Raw genomic sequence first — 13,079 nt, 5'->3', positions numbered from 1 at the left:
GGAATTCGGAGCACGCCCGCGCGTCAGGTCGTGACGACCTGCGCGGTCCCGAGGGGTGCGTCGGGGCCCATCTCGTCGGCGATGCGGTTGGCCTCCTCGATGAGGGTGGCGACGATCTCGGACTCGGGCACGGTCTTGATGACCTGACCCTTGACGAAGATCTGCCCCTTTCCGTTGCCGGATGCGACGCCGAGGTCGGCCTCGCGGGCTTCGCCGGGACCGTTCACGACGCAGCCCATGACGGCGACGCGCAGCGGGACGGTCATGTCCTTCAGGCCCTCGGTGACGTTGTCGGCGAGGGAGTACACGTCCACCTGCGCGCGTCCGCACGACGGGCAGGAGACGATCTCGAGCTTGCGCTCGCGCAGATTCAGCGACTGGAGGATCTGGTGCCCGACCTTGACCTCTTCCGCCGGGGGCGCCGAGAGCGAGACGCGGATCGTGTCGCCGATCCCCTCTCCCAGCAAAATGCCGAACGCCGTCGCGCTCTTGATGGTGCCCTGGAAGGCGGGGCCCGCCTCGGTCACACCGAGGTGCAGCGGCCAGTCGCCGCGCTCGGCGAGCAGGCGGTAGGCCTTGACCATGACGACCGGGTCGTTGTGCTTGACCGAGATCTTGAAGTCGTGGAAGTCGTGCTCCTCGAACAGCGACGCCTCCCACACGGCGCTCTCCATCAGCGCCTCGGGCGTCGCCTTGCCGTACTTCTCCAGAAGTCGCGGATCGAGTGAGCCGGCGTTCACCCCGATGCGCAGCGAGACGCCCGCATCCTTCGCGGCCTTGGCGATCGCGCCCACCTGATCGTCGAACTTGCGGATGTTGCCGGGGTTCACCCGCACCGCGCCGCAGCCCGCGTCGATCGCCTGGAAGACGTACTTCGGCTGGAAGTGGATGTCGGCGATGACCGGGATCTGACTCTTCTTGGCGATGATGTGGAGCACATCGGCGTCGTCCTGGGACGGCACCGCCACGCGCACGATCTCGCAGCCGGATGCCGTCAGTTCGGCGATCTGCTGGAGGGTGGCATTGATGTTGGTCGTCGGCGTGGTGGTCATGGACTGGACGCTCACGGGGGCATCACCGCCGACCAGGACCTTTCCGACGCGGATCTGCCGGGTCTTGCGGCGGGGGGCGAGGACCTCGGGCACGCGAGGCATACCGATGTTCACAGCAGGCACCCTTTCAGCCTACGCCGCGCGCGTGCGCCCGGGCGGGAAAACCGGCTCGCCCGCGGGGTTGCGATGCCGGTGTGGTAGGTTCGCCGCATGTTGGCGCACTGGTGGCTCACCGCGTAGGCGGTGATGTTCGCGCGACATCCGACCGCCTCCGGGCGGTCTTCTTCGTAGGGTGACCGCCCCCTGACGAAAGACCGAGATGACCGGCTTCCCCCACGACCTGTTCGCCGAGCTCGCCCAGGGCGCCCTGCCCTTCGCCCTCATCGCCCGCGACGCCGAGACCGTGGAGCTGCTGACCGGCGACGTCGTGGACGTCGACCTCCTCGCCGATATCCCGCTGACCGATACCTCGGGTACGCCGCGCGAGGTTCTCGCCCTCGTGCCCTTCCGACAGGTCCGCGAACGCGGCTTCGCGTGCCACGACGACGGGGCCCCGTTGCGTTGCCTCATCGTCACCGGTCGCACCGTGATCTCGCGGGCGGAAGCGCTCGCCGAGCTGCCGAGCGCACCGGTCGCGCTGCAGGACGCCGGCTTCGACATCGACGACGAGGCGTACGCCGACATCGTCCGGCGCGTCATCGCCGACGAGATCGGCCGCGGCGAGGGAGCGAACTTCGTCATCCGGCGCGATTTCACCGCCGCCGTCGACGCCGACCCGGTCACCGCCGCGCTGACGTGGTTCCGGGCGCTCCTCGAACACGAGCGCGGCGCGTATTGGACCTTCGCCGTGGTGACACCCGGCCACATCGCCGTCGGCGCGAGCCCCGAGGCCCATGTCAGCGCCCGCGACGGCGTGGTGACGATGAACCCGATCTCCGGGACGTTCCGCCATCCCGAAGGCGGCGCGACCGTCGAGACGCTCACGGAGTTCCTCAGATCGACCAAGGAGACCGAGGAGCTCTTCATGGTCGTGGACGAGGAGCTGAAGATGATGAGCGCCGTCTGCTCCGATGGCGGGCGCATCACCGGGCCGCACCTGAAGGAGATGTCGCGCCTCACCCACACCGAGTACGTGCTGCGCGGACGCAGCCGTCTGGACCCTCGGGAGATCCTCCGCGAAACGATGTTCGCCCCGACCGTGACCGGATCCCCCATGCAGAACGCCTGCACGGTCATCACACGTCACGAGACCTCGCCCCGGGGCTACTACTCCGGTGTCGCCGCCCTCTTCACTCCGCGCACCGATGCGATCCCCGAAGGCGAGTCGACGCACGACCTCGATGCGCCGATCCTCATCCGCACGGCGTATCTCGTCGACGGTCGGCTTCGCGTTCCCGTCGGCGCGACACTGGTGCGCCATTCCGATCCGTACGGCGAAGTCGGCGAGACGCACGGCAAGGCCGCCGGGGTGCTGGGCGCCATCGGCGCGATTCCGCGCGATCGCCCGGCGCCGGCCGTCCTGCCGGTCCCGGCCGCGGGGGACGACGCGATCGACGAAGATGCTCCTGCCGCCGAGGTGCGACCCCTCGGATCCGACCCTGAGATCGCCTCGCTCCTGTCCTCGCGCAACGCCCGCCTGGCCGCCTTCTGGCTGAACCCGCAGGAGGCCCCCGAGGGCGGGGGCCCTTTCGCCGGTCGCTCGGCGATCGTCGTCGACGCCGAGGATCGGTTCACCACGATGCTCGCCCATCAGCTGCGCCACCTCGGTCTCGACGTCGAGATCGTGGCGTGGGACCAGGTCTCGGACGAACAGATCGATGCCGCGGAGCTGGTCGTATCCGGCCCGGGACCAGGTGATCCGCGGGACCCGTCCACACCGCGGATGCGGCGCATGCGCGAGGTCGTCGCCCGTCGCCGTGCGCAGGGCCGCCCTCTCGTCGCGGTGTGCCTGAGTCACCAGATCCTCGCCGACGGGCTGGGCATCGGCCTCGTCCCGCTCGATCAGCCCCACCAGGGCCTGCAGAAGACGGTGGACGTGTTCGGCGAACCCGCATCGATCGGCTTCTACAACACCTTCACCGCGCGGGTCCCCGCCGGAACCACCCGGATCGGTGCGGACGGGGCTGTCGATGTCGCGGTGGCCACCGACCCCGCCACGGGCGACGTCTTCGCCCTCCGCGGGCCCGGCTTCGCCTCCATCCAGGGGCACCTCGAATCGATCCTGTCCAGGGACGGGATGCTGACGCTCGAGCGCCTGGTGGCCGCCGCGCTGTCGCCCGTCACCGCCTGAGCGTCGCTCGCCCGCGCTCGCGTGAGGTCAACCGAAGAGCGAGATCGGGTTCAGGATGTCGGCGAGGATCAGCGTGCCGCCCATCACCAGGAGCGCTACGAACACCACGAAGGTGACCGGAACGAGCTTGGTGGCGTCGACCGGCTTCGGGGGTGGGCGACGGAACAGCTTCGCCCATGCCCGTTTGATGCCGTCCCAGAGCGCCACGACGACGTGGCCGCCGTCGAGAGGGAGCAGGGGCAGCAGGTTGAAGGCGAACAGGGCGACGTTCAGCGATGCCAGCAGGGAGAGGAAGCCCGCGACCCGGTTGAGGATCGGCGCCTCGGCGGCAGCGACCTCGCCGGCGAGCACCCCGACGCCGACGACGCTGAGGGGTCCGTTGGGGTCGCGCTCCTCGCCGGTGAACAGCGTCGTGGCGGTGTCGTAGATGCGCACCGGAAGCTGCCAGATCACCCCGGCGACGGCGCCGACATTCTCGAAGGCGAACTGCGGGCCGGCCCAGATCGGCTGCTGGACGTAGGTCGTGGACGGGGCGATGCCGGCGAAACCCACCTCCTCGGTGATGGCCCCGCCCGAGGCATCGGTCACCGGCATCCCGGCTTCGTCGTAGACCCTCCGCTCGGCCGTCGTGGGCACGAGCTGGAGAGTGCGCTCCTCGCCGTCGCGCTGCACCACCACCGAGAGGGTGTCGCCCGGGGACGAACGGATGATCTCCGAGGCTTCGGCGAAGGTCGAGATCGTCGTACCGTCGATCGAGACGATCTCATCGCCCGGCTCGAAACCGGCCGCCGCTGCGGGCGCGGCCGGGTCGGATGGTTCGCAGGCCGCACGTTCCGATGACGCCGGGATCACGCACTCGTTGACCGTCTGGACCGTCGTCGTCGATGTCTGCACGCCGATCCCCGAGAGCAGGATGGCGAAGAGCACGATCGCGAACAGGAAGTTCATGATCGGTCCCCCCAGCATGACGACGATCCGCTTCCACACCGGCAGCTTGTAGAACACGCGACGGTCGTCGTCGCCGTCGAGGGTCTCGTCGTTGGCCGCGCGCGCGTCCTGCACCATGGTGGCGAAGAACCCGCCGCCGGCCCGACCGCCGCGCTCGCCGCTCTTGGGCGAGGGCGGGTACATGCCCGCCATGGAGATGTATCCGCCGAGCGGGATCGCCTTGACGCCGTATTCGGTCTCGCCGATGCGGCGCGACCACAGCGTCGGTCCGAAGCCGATCATGTACTGACCGACGCGTACACCGAAGCGCTTGGCGGGCCACAGGTGCCCGAGCTCATGGAGGGCGATGGAAACCGCCAGCCCGACGACCATCAGGGCGATGCCGATGACGAATGCAAGGACCTCCACGCCACTCACGCTATACCCGGGTTCTTTGAGTCCGCCGTGGGTGTGCCGGGTGGGCAACCATCGTCAGATGCCGCTCAGAAGGGCGCGACGGTGAGTTGGCCGTCGTCGGTGGGGACGAAGGTGACGCGTGAGGGTGGGTGGCTGTCGTAGGTCTTCCCGCCGGGGCTGGTGAAGGTCAGGATGCCGCCGGGCAGCTGTTCGACATGCCAGTTCGTGGCGTGCTTCAACGTGTGGTGTCGGGCGCATTCGTTGCAGAGGTTGTCGTTGCAGCTGGGTCCGCCGAGGGCGAAGTCCTTCGAATGATCGATATGGCACAGCTTCGCCGGCCTTCGACAGCCCGGGGTCCGGCAGGTCACATCCCTGGCGTTGAGGTACCGGGTTTGGGAGGGATGGAGCTGGTATCTGTCGACGGCGGTCACGACTCCGCTGATCGGGTCGGTCATCACCCGATCCCACACCCGGGTCGTCCCCGCCATCCGCCTCGCGGTGTCCGGATCGACGGGGGTGACTCCATTGAGTTCCGCGCCCGAGCACGTGACCCCGGTCAGGGTGGTGATCGGGATCGTGATCTGCACCTCGGCGGTGATCTTTCCGAGTCCGCCGGTGGTCGGGTCGGTGGGATCGATCACCGGGGACCCGGCGAGGAGCATGTCCAGCGCGAGGTCGCAGCGGATCTCGTCCAGGAGCCGGTCGTCGAACCAGGGCTCAGCCGCGTCAGCCTCAGCGGCCGTGTCGGTGTCGGCATTTCCACCGCTCTTTTCGGCGTCGGCTTCGGCCCGGGCCTGCGCGGCCGCGTGTGCGCGCCGCTTGTCCCGGTCCACGGCTTTGATCTCGGTGCCCTGGCCCGTCAGTCGGTGGTAGGCCCCGTGGATGTAGACGTTCTTGCCGAGGATCGTCAGCGTCGACATGGCATCGTCCAGGTCGGTGACCCACACCCGGCGTTCCCGCATCGCGGTGTCGTGTCGTTCCTGCAGTGGCCGCGGGTCCAGGACCGCGGCGCGTTGGATGGCGTACTTCTTCGTCCGCGGCACCGTCTGCCGCTCCGCCTCCACCAACACGATCCGTTCGTAGTCCGCTCGATCGGCCGGGTCGTCGATGACCCGGCTGGCGTCCTGTATCACCTGCGCATGCGCCCGCGTGATCCGCCCCTCTACCAGGGCTTCCATCGTCTGCGGGAACAGCTCGATCAGTTCGTGCGCGTCATGCATCTGCGATTGCATCGACCGGTCGTTGACCCGCACCGCCATCCCCAGCTCCAGCGCCATGGACCGCAGCGGCATGTCCCGCTCCCGCGACGACGCCGACCCGATCCGTGACCGCTGCTCCAGAGTCAGCGCGTACGCGTCCGCCAGCAGCCGGGTCTCCTTCGCCTCCAGCGCCGCCCGACGCCGCCGCAGCTTCGCCAGCTCATCCGCGAACACCCCGGCGCGCTTGTCCTCCGCCCGCCGCCGCTTCTCGTCCGCGTCCACTGACATCCCCGTCCTGATGACCTACCCCCATCATCGCAGAGGGTTCCGACATTCATAACGACTTCATGCGCCCCGCAAGCGAATCTTTGTTCCCATGCCGCAGTCGACAGCGGACCGATGACACGAATTCTCTTGTCGCACGACGTAGCCTGAGATGACCTCCATGATCCTGCTCCTCCGAAGGACGCCTGTGAGCCCCCGACACCTTCGCGCCGGCCGAGCCGTCGCGGCCGCCACAACGGCGACGGTGATCGCGGGCACCTCGCACACCCTCGCCGCGGAGGGACCGCCACCGATCATCCTGCTTCTGGCGGCGACCGTGCTCGCAACGCCGGTCGCCCTGCTCCTGATCGGCCGCCGGCTGAGCTTCGGGCGGACACTTGTCACCGTCGCGGCAGCGCAGGCGATCTACCATGTCGCCTTCGCGCTCGTCGCGCCGGGCGCCGCCTCGAGCTCCGCCTCTGCTCCAAGGCACCTCCATCACCTGCCGCTCCCCCTCGCGGAAGGCGCCGTCTCGACCGTTCCGGACACCCCGATGCTCGGCGCGCACGCCCTCGCCGCCATCATCACCGCCCTCCTGCTCCACCGTGGCGAGCAGATGCTGCACGCCCTCGGCCGCGGAGTGCGTCGGCTTCTCAGCAGGACGCATCCGGTGCTGCCCCCGCTTCGCGCCGCGATGCCTCACCTCGGCATCGACCGGTCGGCATGGACGGTACGCCCCCGACCGGCGTCGGGCTGTTCCTCCCGGGGTCCCCCGGCACTCGTCGCGGCCGTCTGAGGCCGCAGCGACCCTGCACACCGGCGCCCGGTTGGAGCGTCGGTGATCCGAGCGTGCCCGCCGGTTCCGGCGGCACGCCGTCGACCCCATCTGTGAAGGAAGAAATCCGCATGACCACTCCCGTTTCCCGCCGCACGCACCTCGCGGCAGCCGGCTCCCTCGTCGGCCTCGCGCTCGCTGTCGCGATGCCCCTCGCTGCGTCGGCGCACGTCGGGGTATCCCCCGATACGGCCCCGGCCGGCACCCGAACGACGCTGCAGTTCTCGTTCTCACACGGCTGTGAGGACTCTCCCACCATGGCCCTCGCCGTCGACATCCCCGATGAGGTCACGACGGTGACACCGGTGTCGACCGGTGAGTGGACGATCGCCCGGGACCTGGGTGCGGACGGCGTTCCGACCCGCGTGACGTTCACCGCCGATGAGCCCGTTGAAAGCGGGCTGCGCGCCACGGTCGCTCTCGATGTGACCTTCGCCGAAGGCTCTGCGGGCACCTCCGTCGCCTTCCCCGTCGAGCAGCGATGCGTCACCGGGTCGACCGCATGGAGCGAGGTGGCCGACGCAGGCGACGAGGAGCCCGCGCATCCCGCTCCCCTCGTCCTGGTCTCCGCCGCCGACGAGAGCGATGCGGCGACGGCGAGTGACGGGCACGGCGACGCGCACAGCGACTCCGAGTCGGACACCCCGTCGTCCACCACGGCGGCGGAGTCCGCCGGCGTGGATGATCCCGTCGCTCGTGGCCTCGCCGCCGCAAGCCTCGCGACCGGCGTCGCGACCCTCGTCGTGGCGATCTGGCGCCGACGCGCACGGGCCTGAGCCGCAGGTCGCAGTTCGGCCGAAGCCGGGTGAGAGGATGGAGGCGCCATGCCGACGGATGACGCTCCCCACCTGCCCCCCGTGCTTCGGCCGGACCACCCGCCCGTGCACCGCGTGGGTGATCTCGCCGATCGCTTCGCCCGACGTGTCAGCGGCGACCCCGGTGAGCTGACCCTCACGGGAGTGACCCTGGCCACCGCGGACCTGCGACCGGGCGATGTCTTCGTCGCCGTCCGCGGGGTGAATCGCCACGGCGCAGAATTCGCCGGTGATGCCGCAGAACGCGGTGCCGTGGCCGTGATCACCGATGAATCCGGTGAAGCTCTCGCTGCGGCATCCGGTCTCCCCGTCCTCGTCGTCGACGACCCACGCGCCCATCTCGGCGCCATCTCGGCGTGGGTCTACGGCACCGGGCGCGACGACCACCTGCCGTTGCTGTTCGGCACCACCGGCACGAACGGCAAGACGAGCGTGTCCCACCTCCTGGAAGGGATGCTCGATCAGCTCGGCGTCGTCACGGGGTTGTCCTCGACGGCCGAGCGGCACATCGCCGGGCAGGTGGTGGTCTCACGCCTGACCACCCCCGAGGCCTACGAGATGCACGCGCTGCTGGCGCTCATGCGCGAACGGGGCGTGCAGGCCGTGGCGGTCGAGGTGAGCGCGCAGGCGCTCAGCCGCCGCCGCGTCGACGGCATCGTCTTCGATGTCGCAGGGTTCACCAACCTCAGCCACGACCACCTCGACGACTACGCCGACATGGCCGAGTACCTCGAGGCGAAGCTGCCGCTCTTCACCGCCGAGCGCGCGCGGCGCGCCGTGATCTCCCTCGATTCCGCCGCCGGTGCGGACGCCGTCGCGCGATCGGAGGTGCCGACACTGACGATCGGGACCCCCGCGATCGCCGTCGACCCCGAGGCCGCGGCGCGGGCCGACTGGGTCGTCGAGATCGTCGAGGATCGCCAGCAGGGCACCCGGTTCCGGCTGGCGTCGAAAGACGGACGGATGCTGGAGACCGTCGTCCCGGTCATCGGCCAGCACATGGCCGCCAACGCCGGTCTTGCCATCGTCATGCTCCTCGAGGGCGGCTACGCATGGGACGACCTGGTCTCGGCATTCACCCGCGACGGCGGGATACGGGCATATCTGCCCGGACGCACGGAACTCGTCTCGGGCGAGCGCGGGCCGGCGGTCTTCGTGGACTTCGGCCACTCCCCCGACGCCTTCGAGAAGACCCTCGCCGCAGTGCGGCATGTCACGCCCGGTCGCGTCCTGATGCTCGTCGGCGCGGACGGCGATCGCGACGCCACGAAGCGGCTGGACATGGGACGCACTGCCGCCGAAGGCAGTGACATCCTCGTCATCACCGACCACCACCCGCGGTACGAGGACCCCGATTCGATCCGGGCCACCCTCATCGCGGGGGCGCGACGCGCGAAGCCCGATGCCGAGATACACGAGTACTCTCCTCCTGAGCGGGCCATCCGCGAGGCCGTCGCGCTGGTCGGAGAGGGTGACGCCATCCTGTGGGCCGGCCCGGGGCACCAGGATTACCGCGACATCCGGGGTGTGCGCACCCCCTATTCCGCGCGTGAGCTCGCCCGGCGGGCTCTCGCCGCCCGCGGATGGCCGGTGCCCGAGCCGCGCTGGCCGGTGCCCTACCCGGACGACGGCACACCGTCATCCGATCCCCTTCGCCCGGCCTGAGAGCCGGCACAGGAGAGCGACCTCAGCGAGCGTCGATCAGCTCGTCGGCGACGCGTCTCGCCCAGCTCTCGGCGTCCGCGAGCGATGCGCGGGTGAGAGCGGCGGGGGCCTCGTGTCGGTCGACCACGTCGGCGACCAGGTCGACGATGTCGAGGAACCGCAGACGCCCCTCGTGGAACGCGTCGACCGCCTGCTCGTTCGCCGCGTTGAACACGGCTGGGTAGGTCGCGCCGGCTTCTCCGACGTGTTTGGCCAGGCGCACCGCGGGGAAGGCGTCCTCATCGAGCGGCTCGAAGTCCCACCGCGTCGCACCGGTCCAGTCGATCGGCACGCCGACACCGGCCACGCGCTGCGGCCAGTCCAGGCCCAGGGAGATGGGAAGTCGCATGTCGGGCGGTGACGCCTGCGCGATCGTCGACCCGTCGACGAACTCCACCATGGAATGCACGACCGACTGCGGGTGCACGACGACGTCGATCGCGTCATAGGGCACGCCGAACAGCAGGTGCGCCTCGATGACCTCGAGGCCTTTGTTCACCAACGTGGCGGAGTTCGTCGTCACGACCCGGCCCATGTCCCACGTCGGGTGGGCCAGTGCCTGTGCAGGAGTGACCTCGGCGAGCTCTGACCGTGAGCGCCCGCGGAAAGGTCCGCCCGACGCGGTGAGCACCAGGCGACGCACCTCGTCGTGCGTACCGGCGCGCAGCGCCTGGGCGATCGCGGAGTGCTCGGAGTCGACGGGGACGATCTGCCCCGGCGCGGCGAGGGCGGTCACCAGCTCCCCGCCCACGATCAGCGACTCCTTGTTCGCCAACGCCAATGTGCGGCCGGTCTCGAGTGCGGCGAGGGTGGGGCCGAGCCCCACGGAACCGGTGATTCCGTTGAGCACGACATCGGCCTCGACGTCGCGGACGAGCTGCTCCGCCTCGACCGCGCCGAGCGCGCACGCGCTCTCGGCGACTCCGAACTGCTCGGCCTGCACGGTCATCAGATCATGCCGACGTCCCGTCGCGAGACCGGCCACCTCGAAGCGATCGGGATTGGCTGCGATGACCTCGAGGGCCTGCGTGCCGATGGAGCCGGTGGAGCCGAGGACGAGGATGCGCCGCATCCGGTCAGCCTATCCGCGCTCCCAGCGCGCCGGCGGCGTCAGGGTGCGGTCGTGGGTACGGCGTGCTGGACGCCGAGGATGTCGACGACGAAGACCAGGGTCTCCTCCTGCAGCTCGTTGCCCTCCACGGCGCCGTAGCCGAACTCCGGCGGGATCACCACGAGCACCTGCGAACCGACGGTCTGACCCTCCAGTGCCTGACGGAATCCGTCGACCACACCGGTGGTCTGGAACGACGTGGGGGTCCCGGCCTCCCAGCTGGAGTCGAAAATCTCGTTGTCCGACCACTTCACGCCGGTGTACTGCACCAGCACGGTGTCACCGGGCGCGACGGTCTCGCCATCGCCCTGCTTCAGCGTCGCAAGCTCCACCTCGGTGGGAGCGTCGGTGTCGGGAACCGTGATGGTCGGCTCGCCGTCATCCGCCAGGTCCACCTCGGGAAGCCCCTCGGGCGCGGGCTGCTCAGTGCCCCACGCCGCATCGGGGACGGTCTCGAGGAAGTCGAAGACGTAGACCTCGCCGCCGTTGGTCTCGGTCGCGGGGAAGGTGGCGACGACGCGCGTGCCGGGCGTCGCGCACCCCAGGACCTGGCCGATGGGGTTGTCTGCGGAGATCTGCTGCGGCAGGAACTGGCCGGGCTCGTAGTTGAGCGATCCCAGCTCTTCGCCGGTCTCGGCGCTGAAGGCGGTGAAGGCGATGTTGACGAGCTCACCGGCCTCGACCGCGTCGCCCTCCCCCTCGGTGACGACGGTGCTCTGCAGCTCGGAGATCTCCAGCGGCGCGGTGAAGACCGCCTGAGATGCGGCGCCGGGCTCGCCCTCGACCGTGACCGCTTCGGACGCGTCGCCCGACGGGGCGACCGAATCGCACAGATCGGCGACCTGGGCCGACGGCGACTCGGTCGCGTCGGGCGCGGCGCCGGAGCACGACGTCAACATCAAGACCGATACGGCGGCGACGGACAGAGCGGCGAGCGGTCGAATACGCACAAAAACCTCAGGGTCGAGGGACGGGAGGACCTCCCCATCCTGGCCTACCTTTCCTCTGTCTGGGCTGAGAGGCCGCGAAGGCCGGCGCGCGTGGGGTCGGATGGCGGGGATGCCGACGACGGAATAGGAGCGAGAGTACCCTCGTCTGGTGACGTCCGAGGCAGCCAGCGATCTCCCCCCGGGGGCCACCGACGCGTCCTCGCAATCGATCGGCATCACTTATGCGCTGGGGCGGATGGTGATCGCGCCGCTGGGGCGACTCATCTACCGTCCGAGGGTCGAGGGCAAGGGCAACGTTCCACGCCAGGGCCCTGTGATCTTCGCCAGCAACCACCTGTCGTTCATCGACTCCATCGCCATCCCGGTCGCCGCGCCCCGCCCGGTGCACTTCCTCGCCAAGTCCAGCTACTTCGAGGGCACGGGGATGAAGGGCTGGATGTCGCGGGAGTTCTTCCGCGCGATCGGCGCCATCCCCGTTCAGCGCGGGGCGGGTCAGGCAGCGCTCGACGCCCTCGAGCAGCAGCGCCGGCTGCTGGCGGAGGGGCGCGCGGTGGCGCTTTATCCCGAGGGCACGCGCTCGCTGGACGGACGGCTCTACAAGGGCCGCACCGGCGTCGCCTTCCTCGCGCTGGAGACCGGCGCCCCCGTGGTGCCGGTGGGACTCATCGGGACCGACCGCGTGATGCCGGTGGGGGCGAAACGCCCGTCGTTCTCCGAGCGCATCACCGTCCGGTTCGGAACGCCGCTGGACCTCTCGCACCACGGCGCGGCCTCCTCGGGGCGCGCGCGCCGAGGGGCGACCGACGAGATCATGGCGGGGATCCACGCCCTCAGCGAGCAGGAGCTCGCCGGTGTGTACAACGAGGTTCCCGCGCAGAACCCCATCGAGCGCATCAAACAGGTGCTTCCGCACGAGCGCCTGTAGATCGTCGCGCGGGGCGGAGGTGGCGCAGATGGTCGCATCCGGCGCCGCAACCCGACCACTCGCGCCACCCGAGCGTGAGAGCGACGCCGCGACCGTCACTCCGACGCGTCAGCCACCAGGATGGTCGGCTCATGGCGCACCGGAAAGTTGACCGAGTTGGCGATGAAGCACAGGGCATGGGCCTTATCATGCGCGGCGATGGCGGCATCCCTCATCTCCTCTGAAGCGACCGCGACACGCGGGTGCAGCACCACCTCGCGGAATGCGCCGCTCCCCGCGCCGTCCTCGACCATGAGACCGGTCGCCTCGTCGTCGTAGCCGACCACGACGACTCCGGTCATGACGCACGCGTGGAGGTACGACAGCAGGTGGCACTCGCTGAGCGCCGCGAGGAGGAGGTCTTCGGGGTTCCATCGCGCCGGGTCTCCCCGGAACGGCTTGTCAGCCGAGGCGAGCAGTGTGGGCTTGCCGTCGATCTCGATGGTGACCGAGCGGTCGTAGTCCCGGTACCCGCTCGTGCCGTTCCCCCGGTTACCCGTCCACGTCGCGCGCAGCGCGTATCGATGCTCACCCCACATGACCTCAGTCTC

Annotated in this window: 11 protein-coding genes; 5 read left to right on the top strand and 6 right to left on the bottom strand. The window is 69.8% G+C overall.

All coding sequences use genetic code 11. The features are described 5' to 3' along the window. Positions 1–23: 23 nt before the first annotated feature. Positions 24–1,175 (bottom strand): flavodoxin-dependent (E)-4-hydroxy-3-methylbut-2-enyl-diphosphate synthase, encoded by a 1,152-nt coding sequence (gene ispG / locus QSU92_RS14980; RefSeq protein WP_289263053.1) that lies wholly within the window; start codon positions 1,173–1,175, stop codon positions 24–26. Positions 1,176–1,371: 196 nt separating this feature from the next. Here ispG and QSU92_RS14975 point away from each other — a divergent pair, with 196 nt between their 5' ends. Then, positions 1,372–3,342 carry an anthranilate synthase family protein gene (locus QSU92_RS14975; protein ID WP_289263051.1) on the top strand — a complete coding sequence of 657 codons (1,971 nt, stop codon included), beginning with the start codon at positions 1,372–1,374 and terminating at the stop codon, positions 3,340–3,342. Positions 3,343–3,369: 27 nt separating this feature from the next. On the opposite strand, the gene QSU92_RS14970 is transcribed toward QSU92_RS14975, so the two are convergent. Both QSU92_RS14970 and QSU92_RS14965 read right to left on the bottom strand, forming a co-directional pair. After that, the gene (locus QSU92_RS14970) at positions 3,370–4,698 is read right to left on the bottom strand and encodes a M50 family metallopeptidase (protein WP_289263049.1); all 1,329 of its coding nucleotides are present in this window, start codon (positions 4,696–4,698) and stop codon (positions 3,370–3,372) included. A 74-nt stretch (positions 4,699–4,772) separates the two neighbouring features. Further along, on the bottom strand, positions 4,773–6,173 hold the full coding sequence (locus tag QSU92_RS14965; RefSeq protein ID WP_289263047.1) for an HNH endonuclease signature motif containing protein: 1,401 nt from the start codon (positions 6,171–6,173) through the stop codon (positions 4,773–4,775). 148 nt (positions 6,174–6,321) lie between these two features. On the opposite strand from QSU92_RS14965, the gene QSU92_RS14960 reads away from it, so the two are divergent. The 3 genes from QSU92_RS14960 (at position 6,322) to QSU92_RS14950 (ending at position 9,464) form a co-directional block, all read left to right on the top strand. Continuing rightward, positions 6,322–6,945, top strand: a complete 624-nt coding sequence (locus QSU92_RS14960) for a hypothetical protein (RefSeq protein WP_289263045.1) — start codon at positions 6,322–6,324, stop codon at positions 6,943–6,945. A 110-nt stretch (positions 6,946–7,055) separates the two neighbouring features. Further along, positions 7,056–7,760 carry a DUF1775 domain-containing protein gene (locus QSU92_RS14955; RefSeq protein ID WP_289263043.1) on the top strand — a complete coding sequence of 235 codons (705 nt, stop codon included), beginning with the start codon at positions 7,056–7,058 and terminating at the stop codon, positions 7,758–7,760. Between the two features lie 48 nt (positions 7,761–7,808). Next, positions 7,809–9,464, top strand: a complete 1,656-nt coding sequence (locus tag QSU92_RS14950; RefSeq protein ID WP_289263041.1) for a Mur ligase family protein — start codon at positions 7,809–7,811, stop codon at positions 9,462–9,464. Between the two features lie 22 nt (positions 9,465–9,486). On the opposite strand, the gene dxr is transcribed toward QSU92_RS14950, so the two are convergent. After that, entirely contained in the window at positions 9,487–10,575 is a 1,089-nt protein-coding gene (gene dxr / locus QSU92_RS14945; protein WP_289263040.1) for a 1-deoxy-D-xylulose-5-phosphate reductoisomerase, read from the bottom strand. A gap of 38 nt (positions 10,576–10,613) precedes the next feature. Further along, complete coding sequence (locus QSU92_RS14940) at positions 10,614–11,564, bottom strand: FKBP-type peptidyl-prolyl cis-trans isomerase (protein ID WP_289263038.1); 951 nt, start codon at positions 11,562–11,564, stop codon at positions 10,614–10,616. A gap of 235 nt (positions 11,565–11,799) precedes the next feature. On the opposite strand from QSU92_RS14940, the gene QSU92_RS14935 reads away from it, so the two are divergent. Beyond that, on the top strand, positions 11,800–12,489 hold the full coding sequence (locus QSU92_RS14935) for a lysophospholipid acyltransferase family protein (protein WP_422880445.1): 690 nt from the start codon (positions 11,800–11,802) through the stop codon (positions 12,487–12,489). 95 nt (positions 12,490–12,584) lie between these two features. On the opposite strand, the gene QSU92_RS14930 is transcribed toward QSU92_RS14935, so the two are convergent. Then, a complete protein-coding gene (locus QSU92_RS14930; RefSeq protein WP_289263034.1) occupies positions 12,585–13,067 on the bottom strand; it encodes an OsmC family protein in 483 nt (160 codons plus the stop codon). Positions 13,068–13,079: the final 12 nt, after the last annotated feature.

Origin of the sequence: Microbacterium sp. ET2 (assembly GCF_030347395.1) — a bacterium.
Classification (GTDB): Bacteria; Actinomycetota; Actinomycetes; order Actinomycetales; family Microbacteriaceae; genus Microbacterium; species Microbacterium albipurpureum.
This window is presented reverse-complemented; position numbering and strand designations above follow the sequence as displayed.

Excerpts from the sequence above, each read along its gene's own strand:
- QSU92_RS14965 (WP_289263047.1), bottom strand. The coding sequence starts at position 6,173 with ATGTCAGTGGACGCGGACGAGAAGCGGCGGCGGGCGGAGGACAAGCGC.
- dxr (WP_289263040.1), bottom strand. The coding sequence starts at position 10,575 with ATGCGGCGCATCCTCGTCCTCGGCTCCACCGGCTCCATCGGCACGCAG.
- QSU92_RS14960 (WP_289263045.1), top strand. The coding sequence starts at position 6,322 with ATGACCTCCATGATCCTGCTCCTCCGAAGGACGCCTGTGAGCCCCCGA.
- QSU92_RS14950 (WP_289263041.1), top strand. The coding sequence starts at position 7,809 with ATGCCGACGGATGACGCTCCCCACCTGCCCCCCGTGCTTCGGCCGGAC.
- QSU92_RS14930 (WP_289263034.1), bottom strand. The coding sequence starts at position 13,067 with ATGTGGGGTGAGCATCGATACGCGCTGCGCGCGACGTGGACGGGTAAC.
- QSU92_RS14935 (WP_422880445.1), top strand. The coding sequence starts at position 11,800 with ATGGTGATCGCGCCGCTGGGGCGACTCATCTACCGTCCGAGGGTCGAG.
- QSU92_RS14955 (WP_289263043.1), top strand. The coding sequence starts at position 7,056 with ATGACCACTCCCGTTTCCCGCCGCACGCACCTCGCGGCAGCCGGCTCC.
- QSU92_RS14975 (WP_289263051.1), top strand. The coding sequence starts at position 1,372 with ATGACCGGCTTCCCCCACGACCTGTTCGCCGAGCTCGCCCAGGGCGCC.